Consider the following 16,296-nt stretch of genomic DNA (forward strand, 5'->3'; position numbering starts at 1 on the left):
GCCAACGAAGTCCCGGGCGGAGGACGGCTCGGCCGCATCCGTTCCGGTTGGGCACGTCCCCGTAGCGCACGCCACCGCGAAGCCGCCGTTACCCGCGCCCACTGTGGAGGCCGTCCCCGTGCCGACGCGAGTGCTCCCCGCCAGCCCTCTCCCCGCCACGTCGCGGTCCACGGCCCAGCACCCCGGGGGTGCCCTGCCCACCACCGCCCAGCCGCCCGCAGCCCTGCCCGCCACCGCCCAGCCCGCCACCGACCGCCTCCAGGTCCGGTCCGCGGCCCACCCGTCCCCCGTTCCCGAGCCCGCCCCCGCCGGCCGCGCCCGGGACGACCCACGGGACGCGGCACCCCCCGCGCCGACAGGACGGCGCCCCCGCGCCCGCGGCGTCACCCGCGACACCCCCGGAGTCAGCGCCGTCGTGGACCAGGACATCCCGGACCCGGAACCCCTCGACGGCCCACCGCCGGACCTCGGCCCCGACCTGGCCGAGCCGGACCCGGTGCTCCTCGGGTCCCGGTCGTCGGACCCGGACCCCGACGCCGACCGGTCGCGACGCGAGGAGTCCACCGGTCCCTCCGCCGACCTGTTCCGCCAGTACCTGCGCGAGATCGGCCGGATCAGCCTGCTCACCGCCGCGGAGGAAGTGGAGCTGGCGCGTCGGGTGGAGGCCGGTCTGTTCGCCGAGGCGGAGCTCGCCGACCACGCCGACCTCGACTCCACGCTCGCCGAGGAACTCGACCAACTGGTGGTGCTCGGCCGGATCGCCAAGCGCCGACTGATCGAGGCCAACCTGCGGTTGGTGGTCTCCGTCGCCAAACGCTACGTCGGACGCGGCCTGACCATGCTGGACCTGGTGCAGGAGGGCAACCTCGGGCTGATCCGTGCGGTGGAGAAGTTCGACTACGCCCGTGGCTACAAGTTCTCCACCTACGCCACCTGGTGGATCCGCCAGGCGATGAGCCGGGCGCTGGCCGACCAGGCCCGCACCATACGGGTGCCGGTGCACGTCGTCGAACTGATCAACCGGGTGGTGCGTGTCCAGCGCCGACTGCTCCAGGAGCGGGGCTACGAGCCGAGCACCGCCGAGGTCGCCGCCCAGCTCGGACTGCCGGAGGAACGGATCAGCGAGGTCCTGCGGCTGGCCCAGGAACCGGTGTCGCTGCACGCGCCGGTGGGCGAGGAGGACGACGTCTCCCTCGGCGACCTGATCGAGGACGGCGACGCCGCCTCCCCCGTGGAGTCCGCCGCGTTCCTGCTGCTCCGCGAGCACCTGGAGGCCGTGCTCTCCACCCTCGGAGAACGCGAGCGCCGGGTGGTGCAGCTCCGCTACGGGCTGGTGGACGGCCGTCCCCGGACCCTGGAGGAGATCGGCCGGATCTTCGGGGTGACCCGCGAACGCATCCGGCAGATCGAGTCCAAGACCCTCGGTAAGCTCCGCGACCACGCCTTCGCCGACCAGCTCCGCGGCTACCTGGACTGACGCCCCGGGAGCGCCCGTCGCGGCCGGCTTCAGGAGAGCTGGGGCGTGCGGGCGAACGCGTCCGGATGGGTATCGTCCCGCACCGCGCCGAACTGCTGCCGCACCGCCGCGCCGATCGCCAGGTCCTCCTCGCCGGGCTCCGGGCCCGGCTCGCTGTCCAGCGTCGGCCACTGCGGCGGCTGCGCCGCCACCGCACCGGTCCGTTCGCCCGCGAGCACCCAGGCGGCCTGCCGGGCCGCGCCCAGCGCGGCGTACTCGGCCGGCCGGGGGACGGTCACCGGGGCGCCGAAGAACAGCGGGGCGAGCTGCCGCACCGCCGGCAGGTTGGCCGTCGCGCCCAGCAGGAACACCCGCCGTACCTGGACGCCTCGCCCGCGCAGCACGTCCAGGGCGTCGGCCAGCCCGCAGAGCATCCCCTCCACCGCGGCCCTGGCCAGGTGCTCGCGCTTCATGCTCTCCCGGCGCAGCCCGGCCAGGGTGCCCGCGGTGTGCGGCAGGTAGGGGGTGCGCTCGCCCTCCAGGTACGGCAACAGCACCAGGCCCGAGGCCCCGGGGGTGGACCGCAGCGCGAGCTCGGAGAGCGTTTCGAGTTCCAGGCCGAGCAGCTCGGCCGTGCCGCGCAGCACCCGTGAGGCGTTGAGGGTGTGCACCATCGGCAGGTGGTGGCCGGTGGCGTCGGCGAACGAGGCGATCGTCCCGGCCGGATCGACCAGCGGCTCGCCGTGCACGGCGAAGATCGTGGAGGAGGCGCCGAGCGACACCACCGCGTCCCCGGGACCGATCCCCAGCCCCAGGGCCGCCGCCATGGTGTCCCCGGTGCCCGCAGAGATCAACAACCCCTCCGGGGTGTGCCCGGCGGGCTCCGCGGGACCGAGCACCCTGGGCAGCGCCACCGGGTGCCCGAGCGCCAACTCCACCAGGTCGGTGCGGTACTCGCCGGTGGCCGCCGACCAGTAGCCGGTGCCCGACACGTCGCCCCGGTCGGTGCAGCGGGCCGCGGGACGGCCAAGCAACTGCCAGGTGAGCCAGTCGTGGGGGAGGAGCACCTCGGCGGTGCGTTGTGCGGAGAGCGGCTCGGCCTGGGCCAGCCAGCGCAGTTTCGCCACCGTGGAGGCGGCCTGGGGGACGAACCCCACGGCCTGCGCCCACCCGGCCGGACCGCCCAGGGCCTCGACGAGGTCGGCGGCGGCTCCGGTCGCCCGCTTGTCGTTCCACAGGATCGCCGGCCGGACCAGCACCCCGCCCGCGTCCAGCGCGAGCAACCCGTGCTGCTGGGCGGCGATCCCGATCGCCTGCACCCCTTCGAGGAGCCCGCCGGCGGCCGCCTCGCCGAGGGAGAGCAACCATGCCTGGGGGTCGATCTCCGTCTTCTCCCTCGGCCCGGGCAGATCGGGGTGCGGGGCATGGCCCTGCCGCAGTATGGTGCCCGTCTCCGCGTCACAAACGACGATCTTGGTGAACTGAGACGAGCATTCGATGCCGGCGACTATCCCCATGCCGCAGATCATATTGATCCGGCGAGCCGGTCCGGGCCACGGCGAGCCGCGCGGGCCGGGCGCGGCGCCAGGAGCGGGGCGGAGGGCCACCGGCCCGGTGCCCCCGGCGGGGCCCGCCGGGGCCGGCGACGTCAGGCGGTGTCGCTGCCCCAGCCGTCATCCGAGCCGTGTTCGCGCAGGTAGCGGACCCGTTCGGTGATCTGGTCGGGGAGCTTGTCGCCCGCTGCCCCGGCCACCGTGTCCGCTGCCCTCGCCGCAGCGGTGCGCCCGGCGTCGAGGGCGTTCTTCGCCGCGTCGTGAACGGCGGGGTTCTGGGTGACCCGGTGGGCCGCCTTGCGCAGCCGCTCGTACTGCTCCCGCCCGGCCCTGGTGCCGAGCACGTACCCCACGGCCAGCCCGCTCACGAATGTCAGCCGATACCGCATGGCTCCGCCCTTCCTCCCGCGTCCGGCGCTGTCGATGTCCGTCACAAGCCTGTGTGCTGGGCGCCCCGCCCCGGTGTGCCCGGTAGCGACTACCCCTGACGGCGCCCGGTGAATCCGCGGCGGCCGGTGAATCCCATTGGCGGAGCACCCCCCTGGTTGCGCTACTGTATGTCTCACAGCGAGCGTCCACCGCCTGACCTGGCGGGGGGCGTGAGTGGAATGGTCCTCATCGGGGGCATTCCTCCTTGGATACACTCTTCCATGGATGCGGTTCTCCGTGGATGTGTTCCTTGAGGAGCGTCTCCTTGAGAAGCGGTCCCCTGTAGCTCAATTGGCAGAGCAGCCGGCTGTTAACCGGCAGGTTACTGGTTCGAGTCCAGTCGGGGGAGCGGCTGAGCGGCCCCCTGGCACTGGCCATGGGGGCCGTTCTTCGTCTCACCAGTCCTTGTGCCACCAGTAGTCACGGAGCGTTACGGACGGCAGGTCGCGCTGCTGCTGCGGAAGCAGTCAGTGATCTTTCCTACCCGCGAGGGCGACAGATCCTATGAACGGCTATGCTGCGGCAGACGGTACGGACGTTGTCCAGCGACGTGCCGTTTCCGGGGCGGTAGCTCAGCCGGTTAGAGCAGCGGACTCATAATCCGTGGGTCGTGGGTTCGAGTCCCACCCGCCCCACCCGGCCACTTCGGCGCAGGGTCAGGCCCGGCCCGCAACCGCGTCAACGAGCAACGGTCATGAAGGTTACGAAGCCCCGCGCGGTTGCCGGCCCCCGTTGGCCGTCGTCCCGGCCGACGTCTCCCGGCTGTGCGCCCCGTCCCGCCCCGCTGTCCCCGGTGTCCCGCGCGCCCCTGCGTGCCCTCGGTCCGGCCGTGCGGTCCCCGCCGGAGCGGGTCCGGTGGCGCCCCAGGGGCGCGCGTGGTGGCCGAGGTGCTGCGATGGGGTGCACCAGGAGGTGGCGCGGGGAGGCGGCCACTGGATAAGACTGGACTCCCACGGGTAGTTGCCAGGAGTCCGCACCTGCGTCGATCCGTCCGTAGGCGTTGACGTGAGCCCGGTGACAACATCCCGTGCTTGGGGCGGAGCAGGACGAAGGGGGCAGCATGGGCAAGGGTGAGTCGTCGTACACGGACAACGGTGTCGAGGCTCCTGACCGGTTACGGCAGGACCGACCGCACAGTGCGCGGATGTACGACTACTACCTCGGAGGCAAGACCAACTACGCCGTTGACCGGGCCGCGGCGGAGCAGGTGATCAGCAGGTTCCCCGCCATCAGAACGGTGGCGCAGGTGAACCGGGCGTTCGTGCACCGCTCCGCGCGGTTCCTCGCCCGGGAGCGCGGCGTTCGGCAGTTCCTCGACATCGGGACGGGCATCCCCACCGCGCCCACCCTGCACGACGTCGTCCAACAGGAGGTGCCGGAGGCGAGGGTCGCCTACGTGGACAACGACCCGATCGTGCTGGTCTACGCCGACAGCCTGCTCAGCGGCTCCCCGCAGGGGCTGACCGACTACGTCGAGGCCGACGTCACGGACCCGCAGGCGCTGCTGGAGAAGGTGGAGGAGTCGGCTTCGCGCTGCATCGACTTCGACCAACCCGTGGGCCTGAGCCTCAACGCCGTGCTCCACTTCGTCCCCGACGGGATGGACCCCTACGGCGTGGTGCGCACGCTGGTGGCGCGGCTGGCGCCCGGGTCGTACCTGACCATCTCGCACTGCACCCCGGACTTCGACCCGTTGGCGTGGGCGGAGATCGTGGACGTCTACAACCGCAGCGGGACCCCCACCCAGGTCCGCGGCAAGGACGAGGTGGCGCGGTTCTTCGACGGGCTGGACCTCATCGACCCCGGTGTGGTGCTCGCCAACCGGTGGCGGCCCGAGCCGGGCAGCGGCCCGGGCGTCGTCTCCGACGCCCAGGTGTCCCTGTACGTCGGGGTGGCCCGCAAACCGTAGCGGGCGCGTGGGCACCACCCGTTGGCGGTGCCGCGGCACCGCCAACGGGGTCACGGCGTCTCAGGTGGCGTACTTCTTGCGGTGGTCCATGAGCCTGCGCACACACGCCCTGTGGTGCAGCGAGGCCTGCATGAGCTGGTCGAAACCCTTGATCAGCTCGTCCACGTCCTGGGGTTCCTGGAGGTACAGCCCGCCGTTGACCCGCTCGATGTAGACGATCTCGGGGAGTTGGCCGTCCTCGAAGTCGAAGACGGTCATCGGCCCGATCTGCACGGGCAGGTTCGGCGCGCTCATCTCGGCCAGGCGGAAGGAGATCCGCCGGTGGTCGGCGAGGTCCAGCAGGTGCTCGATCTGTCGGCGCATGACCTGCCTGTCCCCATAGCCCCGGGTCAGGGTGACCTCGTCCAGGACGCACCGCAGCACCATGCGTGAGTCCTCCATGAACCGCTTCTGGCGCATCTCCCGCAGTTCGACGATGCGGTCGATCTCCCGTTTCTCCTTGGACCTGCTGTTGGCCCGGACCAGGGCCGCGGTGTAGTCGGGTATCTGGAGCAGGCCGTGCAACTGACCGCTCTCGTAGGAGCGGATGCGCTGGGCCAACGACTCAAGGCTCACGTATGTCTGGAGTGCCTTGGTGGTGACGTCTCTCCACGGGTCCCACCAGCCACGCTCGTTGGCCTTGCTGGCCAGCTCCAGCAGTCGTTCCCGCTCTTGGGGAACAGTGACGCCGTAGATGTCCAGCAACCGTTGGACATCGGTCCTCTTGAAGTCGTGCAGGCCGTGCTCGAGCCGATTGATCTTGGAAGCCGAGTACCTGGTCCGGCGAGCGACCTCGCTCTCGGAGAGGCCACTCGCCAGGCGACGTTGTCGCAGGGTGTTGCCGAACATCATGCGCTGCGCTGTCGGGGCCCTTCCGGACAGGTCGCTGACGATGCGATGACTCCGAGGGCTACGAGAGGGCTGAGTGGACACGGGTGAGCTCTCCTTGCGGTTCGAGGGGTGTTTCCCCTTCATAGCTCACACATCGTGCCCCAGTCATGGACTGGGTGTAGTTGTGAACTCGTACAGATGGCCGGTTATCGCCGAACGGCGATTCCCGCGTGGGCGACACCAGCGAGGAACGCTGTCGCTTCCTGGCGGGTGAAGACCAGAACTGGCCCGCTCGGGTCCTTCGAGTCGCGGAACGCGATCGTTTCCTGATCTATTCTGGCCAATTCGACGCAGGCGCTCTGATGGTTGCTGTACGAACTCTTTCGCCACTGGAGCGAGGACTTGGCTGCCGCCGTGCTCGCCTCCGTGGTTACGGCCCGCGATGAGCTGTGCTGACGTTCACTCATGTCTCACCTGTCTCTTCCTGCCATGATCGCTCACATAAGACGGACTGCAATTGCACGCCACCGTCATTTTTTATGATGTCCGTTTGATGAGGGGCTTACGCGCTAACCGTGCGGGCAGTCTGGTCAACCGCGGGGGGAGCGCTCTGCAAGTGCGCGCTCGATGGGCCCTGTTCACCGAGGGAACGGTGCGGTTGTGGGACACGGCGCGAGGACCGCTGGACGGGCCGGGGGTGCGACGGCCGGCGCCCCGCGGCCGAAAGCGCGCTCTGGAGTCCTACCTGCGGCAGTGCATGGGTGTTCGAAAAGTCCCGGACAGGGATCGGGAATAGTCGCGAGAGCCGTTCTTCTGCGACTTCCTGACGCCCTGTGTCAGTCGCCACGCCGAGGAAGCGCCCGTATGGGTGCGACTTGTGGCTTGATGGAGCGCGCTAAAGTTCGAGGGCGATGATCCGCGGAGCACCCCCGACCCTCACACGCCGTCGGAGGCCGGTCCGCCACAGGTTCGGATCATCGTCACACCCGCAGGGCCCTGGCCCCACCTGGTTGGTCGCCACGGCGCCAGGGCCCTGCGTCGATCGACGAATCGAAGGAGTAAGGCAATGCCGACTTCCCCCAACCGTCGCAGCGGCAGCCGAAAAGGTCGCCGCCGGGAGTCCAAGGCTAACAGGAACGCGCAAATGCGCGCGTGGAGAACGCTCGCTGTCAACACCTCGGTGCTGGTGCCGTTCTACGGCACCGCCACCCCCCACGGGCCCCAGTTCCCCCTCGATCCGATGACGGCGTTCGCGGCGCTGGTCGGTTCGGCCCTCATCACCTGGGTCAACGTCTCGGGGAACAGCGGCCGACCGTGACCGCGGGGCCGCGGGCACCACGCCCGCGGCCCGTCGCCCGTCCGTGCCCGCCGGGCCGGCCACGGCGACGCAAAGGCGCCCGTTGCCCGTGGCCAACGACGAAACGGCGCGGCCCCCCGCCGTTTCGTCACCAGCCGACATCCGCGCGTACCAGGGAGGAGACCGCTGTGACCACGCCCACCGCCTGCCTGCACTGCGGCATCGAACTCACGCCGCGTGCGGGGACGCCGGGCCGACCGCCCGACTACTGTGGCACCGCCTGCCGGCAGGCGGCGTACCGCAGGCGCCGCCGGGGGGAGCCGACGCCCGAGGCCCCAGCGACCGTCGCGGACACCGCCGTGCGGGAGCTCGCGCAGGACGTCCTTGAGGAAGCTCGGCACCTCGTGCGGGTGCTCTCCTCCCCGGACGCCCCCCTGCTCGACCCCTTGGAACAGGCCGCCAACCTCAGCCGGGTGATGGACGTGCTGACCGCCGCGCTCGTGGGTCGAGCCCGGCTGCGGCGTGTTCCCTGGGCCCGCCTCGGGCCGGCCCTGTCCATGCGACCGGACACCGCCCGACGGACGTACCACGCCGAAGCGGTCAGTCGGCGGATGCGGGAGGCGTCCCCCCAACGGCGTCCCGAGCGGGTGGCGCAACCGGCCCGGCCGGACGGCCCCGAGCCGGCCCCGGCCCCGCGGTCCCGGTCGCACCTGGCCCCGGTCCTGGCCCGCCTGCAACGGGCCTCCCGGCTGTCCCTGCGGGCGCTCGCCGCCCGGCTGGACGTCTCCCCGTCCCAGATGTCCCGCGTGCTGTCCGGTGAGAGGTTCCCCAGTTGGTACCTCACCGAACGGTTCGCCCGCGCCTGCGGCGCCGACCCCCTGGTGCTGCGCAAGGTGTGGGAGGCCGAGAAGCTCCGCGAGGAGCGACCGCCCGACCCCTCGGCCGACACCGGCGAACCCCCCGACGAGCGGCTCCGCACGGCCCTGCGCACCCTCCACGTCAAGGCGGGCCGTCCCACCGCGGAGGTCCTCGCCGAAGCCAGCCGGCACACGCTGGGGCCGGGGGACGTCAGTGCGGTGCTCGCCGGGAACCTCCCGAACTGGCCGCTGTTGGCCGACGTGGTGCAGAGCCTCGACGGCGACCTGACGTACTTCCAGTCCCTGTGGGGTTCCGCGTTCGGACGGCGCCCGGCGACGCCGGTGGACCCGGCCGGCGCCGACCCCGGCCCCCCGCCGCGCCGGGCCACCGACGAGCGGCTGGTCCGTCTCTTCCAGGTCTTCGGCCCGGTGCTGTCGGCCGCCCTCGAACCGGTGACCGAGCCCGCGCCGGTCCGCGCGCCTCACCGGGGAGCGCTGGCCGGGCGCCCCGGGCCGTTCCTCCCGCCCCGGGCGGAACGCGTCCGTCGGGTCACAGGCCGCACCATGCGCGGATGATCCGCTCGTAGATCGTCACTGATTCCTGGATCTTCGTCACCGAGCACCACTCGTCGGTGGCGTGGGCGAGTTCCGGTTGGCCGGGGCCGCAGATCAGGGTGGGTACCGAGCCGAGGAGCGGGGTCAGGACCGCTGCGTCGGTGAAGAAGGTGGCGGCCTGGGGACGGTGGGTCCGGCTGCCCGTGACGTCGGAGACGACGCCGCTCACGCCGCGGACCCATTCGTCGTCCGGCTCGGTCCACACCGGGGGGAGGTCGAGGAGCGTGGTGTAGCTGATGTCGGGGCCGGTGCGTCGCGTCAGCTCGGCGATGACCTCGGCGTGCTCCTGACCGGCCACGGTGCGCACGTCCACCGTGGCCCGGGCCTGGTCAGGGACGGAGTTGGGGTTGAGTCCGGCCTGGAAGGTGGCGGTGTTGAGGGTGGGGGCGCCCATCACCGGGTGCGGTGCCACCGGGAAGGTGAGGGATTCCAGGCGGGTGACCGCGCGCGCGAGCTTGTACAGGGCGTTGTCGCCCAGGTGCGGCGTGGAACCGTGGGCGGTGACGCCGCTGGCGCGCGCTTCGAGCCAGAGGGCGCCCTTGTGCCCGTGCACGATGGTGTTGGCGGTCGGCTCAGCGATGAGCAGGGGGCCACTGCGGCACCGGTGCAGGGCCGTCCGCAGGTGGCGCGCGCCGAGGGCACCGGTCTCCTCGGCGGCGGTGAGGACCAGCCGCAGGCCCGCCCTGCGGGGACGCCCCTCGCCGGCCGCCCCCACGGCGGCCCGGACGATGGCTGCCACACCGGCCTTCATGTCGCTGGCGCCCCGGCCGTGGAGACGGTCCCCGTCGATGTCGCCGGCGAAGGGGTCGTGTTGCCAGGACTGGGCTCCGAGCGGAACGGTGTCCACGTGACCGGAGAGGCACAGCGGTGCGACCTCCGTGTCCGTGGCCCACTCGGCCACCAGGCTGCCGCGCCCGGGCAGGTGCTCGAAGGTGCGGACGGTGAAGCCGGCCTCCTCGAGCAGCGGCCCCAGGATGTCGTGGGCGTGGCCCTCGTCCCGGTCCACCGTGTTGAGCCTGACGAGCCGGCGTGTGAGATCGACGACGTCTGTCATGCGTGTGTTCCCCCTGCTGGTCGGGCCTACGAACCCTCCGCGGCCGGCACCTGCTCCGCGGTCGGGAAGGAGTCCTGCGCCCCGGCCCGGGTCACCGCCGCCGCGCCGACGCGGACGGCGAACCCCACTGCCTGGGCCAGGGTGTCGCCCCTGGCGAGTCTCGAGGCCAGGGCCCCGGTGAAGGCGTCACCCGCGCCGGTGGTGTCCACGGCGACCACGGGGATTCCGGGCACCCGGACGACGCCCGACGGGTCCGCCGCCACAGCCCCTCGCGCACCGAGGGTCACCACGACGGACCGCGGTCCCCGCTCCAGCAGGGCGGTGCACCACGCCTCCGGGGTGTCCTCCGTCGCCCCGCCCAGCATCTCCAGGGCCTCGTGTTCGTTGAGGACCAGGGGATCGCAGGCCGCGAGTACCGGGGCCGGCAGCGGCGCCGACGGCGAGGCGTTGAGCATGACCCGGGTCCCGGGAGCGACCACGGCGACGGCCTCCGCGACCGTCTCCAGGGGGATCTCCAGTTGCAGCGAGACCACCCGGGCGGCGGACAACAGGTCCCTGGACGCCCGCACGTCCTGCGCGGAGAGCAGCGCGTTGGCCCCGGGGGACACCACGATGCTGTTGTCACCCCGCGGCCCGACGACGATGAGTGCGACACCTGTCGGTGCCCCCCCGACCCGGACCGCGCGGGTGTCGACCCCCGCCGCCCGCTGCGCGTCGAGGAGGAAACGGCCGTGGGCGTCGTCGCCGACCCGGCCCACCAGCGCGACGGTGGAACCCAGCCGCGCCGCGGCGACCGCCTGGTTGCCGCCCTTGCCGCCGGGATGGACGGCCAGGTCCGACCCCAGGACCGTCTCCCCGGCCGCGGGGCGGCGTTCGACCCCGACGACCAGGTCGGCGTTGGCGGAGCCGACCACCACCACGTCGTACCGCCGCGTCATCCGCGTCGCCCTCCCCGCTGTTCCTCGCCGCCGGTGTACGGGGCGTAGACCTCCGGGCGCCGGTTGGCGAGCGGGTCGTTGTGGGTGTTCCACCGGCGCAGCCGCCGTCCGTCGGTCAGGTCGGTCGTGGCCAGCACCGTCTCCGGCTCCTGGCTGCCGGCCGGGGGGACCAGCGGCCACCCGGTGGGGCCGACGATGACGCTCTGGCCGATGAAGGGCTGTTCCCGTTCCGTTCCGACCCGGTCCGCGGCGATGACGTGGATGCTGTTGACGTGGGCCGCCGCCTGGCACAGCGACAGCGCCATGGCCGGTTCGCCGGGCTGCTGCCCGGGGATGGGAACCCAGTTGGTGGGCAGGCAGACCGCGTCGGCCCCCTGGAGGGCGAGCGCTCGGAAGGCCTCCGGGAACCAGGCGTCGTAACAGACCAGCATGCCGAGCCGGCCGTGGGGGGTGTCGAAGACCGGCAGGCCGAGGTTGCCCGGTTCGAAGATGGTGTTCTCGTTGTCCCAGAGGTGGACCTTGCGGTAGGTGCCCAGGTGGCCGTCCGGGCCGAGGAGCACCGCGCTGTTGTAGAGGAGGTCACCCTCCCGCTCGGCGATCCCCGCCACCAGGTGGACCCCCAGCTCGGAACACAGCCCGGTCAGGGACCGTGTGCTCGGCCCGGTCGGAACCTCCTCGGCGAGGGCACGGGCCTCCTCGCGCGAGGCGAACACGTAGCCGGTCGTGCACAGCTCCGGCAGGACGACCAGTCGGGCTCCGCGCTCGGCGGCCCGCGTGACGGCCTCGGTGATCGCGGCGAGGTTGCCCCGCACGTCACCGATGACCGGCTGCGTCTGCACGGCGGCGACGGTGATCGACGGTCGTCCGGTTCCCTGGTTCGTCACCGTGCCCCCTTGGACGCCGGAACGGGCGGTGCCGCCTCCGCTGGCCTCACTTCTGACCCGGGGGCCACGTCGCCCGGCCGGGAGACGTGGGTGCGCCACCGGCGTGGTGCGCTGCCGTGCCTGCGCCACGGTGTGGCGATCGTCTCCAGGACGGCGATCAGCGCGAAGGCGATGATGCCCATGGCGGCGAGCAGGACGATGTCGGCGAAGACAGCGGCGGTGTTCAGCCGGGACTGCTGCTGGGTCAGGTACACCCCCAGTCCGCCGGTGCTGGACGCGGTCTGCTCGCCGATGACGGCTCCGGTGACGCTGAACGTCGCCGACATCTTCAGCGCCGAGAAGAGCGGTGTGTAGGTGGCGGGCAGGCGGACGGTCCGGAAGGTGCGCCAGGGCCCGCCGCCCATCGACCGGGCGAGGTTGATGGAGTCCTCGTCCACCGACGACAGGCCGTCGAGCACGTTGACCACCACCGGGAAGAACACGATGAGGGCGACGATGACGACCTTGGGGGTCAGGCCGAAGCCCAGCCAGATCACCAGGGCCGCGCCGATGGCGATGATGGGCACGGCCTGGCTGGCTATGAGGATCGGGTACAGGGCCCGCAGCACCCACCGCGACTGGGCCATGAACACCGCGAGGCCGAAGCCCGTCGCCGTGCCCACGAGGAAACCCAGGACGAACTCCTTGCCGGTGATGACGATGCCGTCCGACAGGACGTCCCAGTCGTCGGCGATGGCCCGCACCGTGGCGCTCGGCGAGGGCAGCACGTAGGGGGCGACGCCCACGCCGTGCACCAGCAGCAGCCACACGGCCACCACGGCGAGTACCGACAGGACCGGCACGGCCAGCCGCAACCACAGCTTGTCCTGGTGGCGCGCGCGGATCATGCCTGCCTCCCGTTGGGCGTGGACGACGGGGATTCGCCACCGGATGACGGCGACGGTGCGCCGGGGGCCGCGTCCCGCTCGTAGATCAGCGCGAGGATGTCGCGCTTGAGGGTGGTGAACTCCGGCGTCGTCAGCGTCTCCAGGTCCCGGGGGCGCTGGAGCTCCACATCGAACACCTGGCGGATGCGGCCCGGCCGGGGGGACATCACGACGACGCGGTCAGCGAGGAAGATGGCCTCGTCCACGTCGTGGGTGACGAAAAGGATCGTGCTGCGCTGCTCCGCCCAGACCCTCAGCAGCCACTGCTGCATCTCCATCCGGGTCTGGGAGTCCAGGGCGCCGAACGGCTCGTCCAGGAGCATGACGTCGCGCGCGAAGGCGAGGGTGCGCATGAGGGCCACCCGCTGTCGCATGCCGCCGCTCATCGCGTGCGGATAGTGGTCGAGGAAGTCGCCCAGCCCGTACTGGGTGGCCAGGCCGGCCGCGTGGGCGCGGTCCGCGCGGGAGACCCGCCGGGTCAGTGAGGCGCCCAGCAGGATGTTGTCCAACGTGGACCGCCAGGGCAGGAGCAGGTCCTTCTGGAGCATGTACCCCACCTGGCCGGACCGGCCGGTCACGTCCGACCCCTCGAGGAGGACCCGTCCCCCGGTGGGCCGTTGGATGCCGGAGACGATGTTGAACAGGGTGCTCTTGCCGCATCCCGACGGGCCGACGATCGAGATGAACTCGCCGTCCCGCACGTTCAGGGACGTACGGGAGAGGGCAACCGTGGAGTCGAAGCGCTGCTCGACGTCACGGATCTCCAGCTTCGCCGTCGTACTCATCTGATCACCACGCAGTTGTCCCGGCCGAACCAGATGACGTCCTCCTGCTTCACGCCCCACAGGTGGTTGCCCATGAACGGCTCGACGGCCCAGGCGCCCCACAGGCGGGTCTCGTTCCAGGGGTCGAGGTAGCCCAGGTCGTAGGAGGTGCTCCGGTCCAGCGAGTGGCCGATGTTGTTGAGCCGGTCGAGCAGCAGCAGACCGGTCGGTTCCAGCGCCTCCTGGAAGGCGAAGAACAGGTCACACGCCCGCATCCCGGGCCGGGCCGCGGCCAGCGTGGTCTCGTGGACGTGCCGCATGGTCTCCAACGCCTCGCGGTAGCCCGGGTTGTCGCCCCGCATGAAACTGCGGGTGCAGTCCCCCCACCACCCGTCCGCCGTGATGGGGTGTACGTCGACGAAACCGAGGTCGATGTTCCACAGGACGCGGTCGCTCGGCTTGTCCGTGGGGAAGCAACTGAGCGTTCCCGCGCCGAATCCGACGTTGGTCGGGGTCCACACGCCGGTGCTGCCGCGCGCGTCCAGCAGCCCCTCGGTCCAGTCGCGCACCGCGATCTCGGTCTGCCCTGCCCGGGCCTGCGCGGCCACCAGCTCGGCGACCGCGACGGCCAGGCGCTGGGCGGTCACCAGACCGGTCGGGGGCGCCTCGGTCAGTCCTTCGGGGGGAGTCACGGCGCGGACACCGCCTGGAGCCTGTCGGCCGCGGGGCCGGGGGTGGCGGAGCACAGCCACCGGACCGACTGCTGCCAGAACGGGTCGTAGCCGCTCCAGGTCACGAAGTCGTCGGGCAGCCAGTGCGGCCCCATGTCCGAGGTGAAGGCCATCACCCGTCCCTTCCCCGCCCGGCCGGTCACGGCCAGGGGCTGACCGTCCACTTCGACCAGGACGTCCGCGCCGGCTCGGGCCCGCACGCGCTGGAAGCCGAGGATCTGCGGCCACACGCGCGGAAGGCCTCGGGTGACGGGGTGCTCGGGGTTGGTGACGACGGGGGCGACCCCGTGGGGTGTCTCCTCCCGGTCGTCCCCGCTCTCCATCTCCACGGGCAGCACGTCGGCGATGGCGGTGTTGACGTAGTTCGCCTTGGCCTCGATGCCCTGGAAACTCAGGTAGCCGCCCACCATCAGCAGGGACCCGCCGGCCCGGACCCACGAGGCGAGGGCGTCGAGTCGGTTGGGGGTGCGGGTGCCCGCCAGGAACGTCGCCGCCGACAGCAGCAGGGTGTTGGCGCCGATGTCGCTGAGCACCACGAGGTCGAAGGAGTCCAGCTCCGCCTCGGTGGACGGGAAGTGGTCAGCGGCCACGTGATTGGGCAGGTACGTCACCTCGTGGCCGGCCGACCGCAGCGCCTTCAGGAACGGGCCCGCCCCCTCGGCGTAGGTCGAGGTGACGAACGAGTCGAAACCCTTGGTGTGGGTCGAGGTCGTCGTCCACGACTCACCGGCCAGCAGGACACGGCTCACTTGCTCTCCAGAAGCTCGTTGGTGAAGTGCGCGCTCGGCGCGTCGGTCTTCTTCGCCAGCTCGTAGTCGTTCGCGGCCTTCAGCAGGGACTCCCAGTCGGCGTCGCTCTGCTTGAGGCTGTTCGCTGTGACGTCCTTGCCGAACAGGGCACTCGTGGCCTCCCACTGGAGCGTGGTGAACTCACGGGTCTGCGCCTTGGGGTAGGTGGTCAGGAACGTGTCGACGGCTTCCTCGGGGTGCGCGATCGCGTACTTCAGCCCCTCGATGGTGGCGTCCATGAACTTCTGCGCGGTGTCCTGGTGGCCCGAGAGCCACTTGCTGTTCGCCGCCAGCACCCACACCGGGCTGTTCGGCACGCCGTGGTCCTTGGCGAGCGTCATCGCGTAGTCGTCGACGCCCTGCGACGCGAGCGAGCTCCCCTCGGCGTTGGTGACGCCGGTGATGGCGTCGACCTTCTTCTGCAGCAGCAGCGGCACGGTGTCGCTCGACGCGGTGACCAGGTGGACGTCTGACAGCTTCAGCCCCTGGCTGTCCAGCATGATCTGCAACTGCGCCTTGGACCACGCGTCGTTGTAGGTGCCGATCGTCTTGCCCTTGACCGAGGCGAAGTCCAGCGGCTTGTCCGGGGAGCTGATCAGCCCCCAGTTGTTGCCCGTGCCGTACCGGGCGATGCTCACCATCGGCGCGCCCTGGGAGCGTGCGAAGACGATGTCCATCGAGGTGGCGAAGGCGAGGTCGGCCCGCCCCGTGCCGATGTACTGCGTGGTGGCGGCCGTGTTCGGCGGTGGAATGATCTTCAGGTCGATACCGGCCTTGCGGTAGAACCCCTGCTTCTGGGCGACGACCCACGGAATCCAGAACCCGTCGGCGACCGGCCACTCCTGGACCATGCGCACCGTCGTCAGGCCGTCGGCCTCGTCCGACCCGCCGGAAGCGGAAGGCTGACTGCTTCCGCAGGCGGTGGCCGCCAGCGCGCAGACCGTGGCGACCGCGAGAACCCGCCAGCCCGTCCTACGGGATCGGTGAGGGACATCGGGGTCGTATCTCTGGACGTCCATAGTGCTCCTCAGTGGCTGGACCGTCGCGGAAATCGATTGCCGTGAATCATGGGTCGGCCCCGCGAGCCCTGTCAAGGGGTAAGTTTTGCGGTAATTCAGGCGAAACATCGGGGTTACCCAGGGGGAGCCCGCCGACGGCACCTCGCGGCCCGCCCCGTGACGACCACAGGGGCCGCACCGCACGGCTCCCATGGCATACTCGCCCG

16 protein-coding genes and 2 tRNA genes are annotated in these 16,296 nt (G+C 71.4%); 6 read left to right on the forward strand and 12 right to left on the reverse strand.

The genetic code is table 11. The features are described 5' to 3' along the window. The first annotated feature begins 118 nt into the window (after nt 1-118). On the forward strand, nt 119-1,477 hold the full coding sequence (locus tag A3IG_RS0126070) for an RNA polymerase sigma factor (RefSeq protein WP_086019991.1): 1,359 nt from the start codon (nt 119-121) through the stop codon (nt 1,475-1,477). A gap of 29 nt (nt 1,478-1,506) precedes the next feature. Here A3IG_RS0126070 and A3IG_RS0126075 read toward each other — a convergent pair whose 3' ends face one another. Continuing rightward, on the reverse strand, nt 1,507-2,973 hold the full coding sequence (locus A3IG_RS0126075; RefSeq protein ID WP_026220686.1) for an FGGY family carbohydrate kinase: 1,467 nt from the start codon (nt 2,971-2,973) through the stop codon (nt 1,507-1,509). Between the two features lie 131 nt (nt 2,974-3,104). Further along, the gene (locus tag A3IG_RS0126080; RefSeq protein WP_026220687.1) at nt 3,105-3,398 is read right to left on the reverse strand and encodes a hypothetical protein; all 294 of its coding nucleotides are present in this window, start codon (nt 3,396-3,398) and stop codon (nt 3,105-3,107) included. Nucleotides 3,399-3,714: 316 nt separating this feature from the next. Here A3IG_RS0126080 and A3IG_RS0126085 point away from each other — a divergent pair. From A3IG_RS0126085 to A3IG_RS0126095, 3 genes are all read left to right on the forward strand, one after another. Then, a tRNA-Asn gene (locus tag A3IG_RS0126085) sits at nt 3,715-3,787 on the forward strand. A 212-nt stretch (nt 3,788-3,999) separates the two neighbouring features. Next, a tRNA-Ile gene (locus A3IG_RS0126090) sits at nt 4,000-4,073 on the forward strand. 425 nt (nt 4,074-4,498) lie between these two features. Then, complete coding sequence (locus tag A3IG_RS0126095) at nt 4,499-5,347, forward strand: SAM-dependent methyltransferase (RefSeq protein ID WP_018386535.1); 849 nt, start codon at nt 4,499-4,501, stop codon at nt 5,345-5,347. A gap of 60 nt (nt 5,348-5,407) precedes the next feature. Here the strand turns inward: A3IG_RS0126095 and A3IG_RS0126100 are convergent, their stop codons facing one another. Together A3IG_RS0126100 and A3IG_RS33085 are read right to left on the reverse strand one after the other, a co-directional pair. Continuing rightward, nucleotides 5,408-6,238, reverse strand: coding sequence for a helix-turn-helix domain-containing protein (locus A3IG_RS0126100; protein WP_018386536.1), 831 nt, complete (start codon nt 6,236-6,238; stop codon nt 5,408-5,410). Nucleotides 6,239-6,423: 185 nt separating this feature from the next. Continuing rightward, complete coding sequence (locus tag A3IG_RS33085) at nt 6,424-6,684, reverse strand: DUF397 domain-containing protein (protein WP_078500953.1); 261 nt, start codon at nt 6,682-6,684, stop codon at nt 6,424-6,426. Nucleotides 6,685-7,361: 677 nt separating this feature from the next. On the opposite strand from A3IG_RS33085, the gene A3IG_RS34430 reads away from it, so the two are divergent. Continuing rightward, complete coding sequence (locus A3IG_RS34430; protein WP_018386537.1) at nt 7,362-7,535, forward strand: hypothetical protein; 174 nt, start codon at nt 7,362-7,364, stop codon at nt 7,533-7,535. 167 nt (nt 7,536-7,702) lie between these two features. Next, the gene (locus tag A3IG_RS32150) at nt 7,703-8,947 is read left to right on the forward strand and encodes a helix-turn-helix domain-containing protein (protein WP_018386538.1); all 1,245 of its coding nucleotides are present in this window, start codon (nt 7,703-7,705) and stop codon (nt 8,945-8,947) included. Here A3IG_RS32150 and A3IG_RS0126115 read toward each other — a convergent pair. From A3IG_RS0126115 to A3IG_RS0126150, 8 genes are read right to left on the reverse strand one after another with little or no spacing between them, the layout of a single operon-like run. Beyond that, nucleotides 8,922-10,040: a M20 family metallopeptidase gene (locus tag A3IG_RS0126115; protein ID WP_018386539.1), complete on the reverse strand. Its 1,119-nt coding sequence runs from the start codon at nt 10,038-10,040 to the stop codon at nt 8,922-8,924. The two genes, A3IG_RS32150 and A3IG_RS0126115, sit on opposite strands and share 26 nt — an antisense overlap. Before the next feature lie 26 nt (nt 10,041-10,066). Continuing rightward, nucleotides 10,067-10,978, reverse strand: a complete 912-nt coding sequence (locus A3IG_RS0126120) for a ribokinase (protein ID WP_018386540.1) — start codon at nt 10,976-10,978, stop codon at nt 10,067-10,069. Further along, nucleotides 10,975-11,862, reverse strand: a complete 888-nt coding sequence (locus tag A3IG_RS0126125; RefSeq protein ID WP_018386541.1) for a nitrilase family protein — start codon at nt 11,860-11,862, stop codon at nt 10,975-10,977. Before A3IG_RS0126125 ends, A3IG_RS0126120 begins: the two co-directional genes overlap by 4 nt. Then, entirely contained in the window at nt 11,859-12,749 is an 891-nt protein-coding gene (locus A3IG_RS0126130) for an ABC transporter permease (protein WP_018386542.1), read from the reverse strand. The genes A3IG_RS0126125 and A3IG_RS0126130 overlap by 4 nt, the downstream gene beginning before the upstream one ends. Continuing rightward, nucleotides 12,746-13,573, reverse strand: a complete 828-nt coding sequence (locus tag A3IG_RS0126135; protein WP_018386543.1) for an ABC transporter ATP-binding protein — start codon at nt 13,571-13,573, stop codon at nt 12,746-12,748. Before A3IG_RS0126135 ends, A3IG_RS0126130 begins: the two co-directional genes overlap by 4 nt. Then, nucleotides 13,570-14,244 (reverse strand): M24 family metallopeptidase, encoded by a 675-nt coding sequence (locus A3IG_RS31375; RefSeq protein ID WP_157862360.1) that lies wholly within the window; start codon nt 14,242-14,244, stop codon nt 13,570-13,572. The genes A3IG_RS0126135 and A3IG_RS31375 overlap by 4 nt, the downstream gene beginning before the upstream one ends. Continuing rightward, complete coding sequence (locus tag A3IG_RS0126145; protein WP_018386545.1) at nt 14,241-15,032, reverse strand: glutamine amidotransferase; 792 nt, start codon at nt 15,030-15,032, stop codon at nt 14,241-14,243. The genes A3IG_RS31375 and A3IG_RS0126145 overlap by 4 nt, the downstream gene beginning before the upstream one ends. Continuing rightward, complete coding sequence (locus tag A3IG_RS0126150; RefSeq protein WP_157862361.1) at nt 15,029-16,090, reverse strand: ABC transporter substrate-binding protein; 1,062 nt, start codon at nt 16,088-16,090, stop codon at nt 15,029-15,031. The genes A3IG_RS0126145 and A3IG_RS0126150 overlap by 4 nt, the downstream gene beginning before the upstream one ends. Between the last annotated feature and the right edge of the window lie 206 nt (nt 16,091-16,296).

The organism is Wenjunlia vitaminophila DSM 41686 (assembly GCF_000380165.1).
Taxonomy (GTDB): Bacteria; Actinomycetota; Actinomycetes; order Streptomycetales; family Streptomycetaceae; genus Wenjunlia; species Wenjunlia vitaminophila.

Bases quoted from the DNA above. Each gene is read 5' to 3' on its own strand.
- A3IG_RS0126075 (WP_026220686.1), bottom strand. From the start codon at position 2,973: ATGGGGATAGTCGCCGGCATCGAATGCTCGTCTCAGTTCACCAAGATC.
- A3IG_RS0126080 (WP_026220687.1), bottom strand. From the start codon at position 3,398: ATGCGGTATCGGCTGACATTCGTGAGCGGGCTGGCCGTGGGGTACGTG.
- A3IG_RS0126095 (WP_018386535.1), top strand. From the start codon at position 4,499: ATGGGCAAGGGTGAGTCGTCGTACACGGACAACGGTGTCGAGGCTCCT.
- A3IG_RS0126100 (WP_018386536.1), bottom strand. From the start codon at position 6,238: ATGATGTTCGGCAACACCCTGCGACAACGTCGCCTGGCGAGTGGCCTC.
- A3IG_RS33085 (WP_078500953.1), bottom strand. From the start codon at position 6,684: ATGAGTGAACGTCAGCACAGCTCATCGCGGGCCGTAACCACGGAGGCG.
- A3IG_RS34430 (WP_018386537.1), top strand. From the start codon at position 7,362: ATGCGCGCGTGGAGAACGCTCGCTGTCAACACCTCGGTGCTGGTGCCG.
- A3IG_RS0126115 (WP_018386539.1), bottom strand. From the start codon at position 10,040: ATGACAGACGTCGTCGATCTCACACGCCGGCTCGTCAGGCTCAACACG.
- A3IG_RS0126120 (WP_018386540.1), bottom strand. From the start codon at position 10,978: ATGACGCGGCGGTACGACGTGGTGGTGGTCGGCTCCGCCAACGCCGAC.
- A3IG_RS0126130 (WP_018386542.1), bottom strand. From the start codon at position 12,749: ATGATCCGCGCGCGCCACCAGGACAAGCTGTGGTTGCGGCTGGCCGTG.
- A3IG_RS0126135 (WP_018386543.1), bottom strand. From the start codon at position 13,573: ATGAGTACGACGGCGAAGCTGGAGATCCGTGACGTCGAGCAGCGCTTC.
- A3IG_RS0126150 (WP_157862361.1), bottom strand. From the start codon at position 16,090: ATGGACGTCCAGAGATACGACCCCGATGTCCCTCACCGATCCCGTAGG.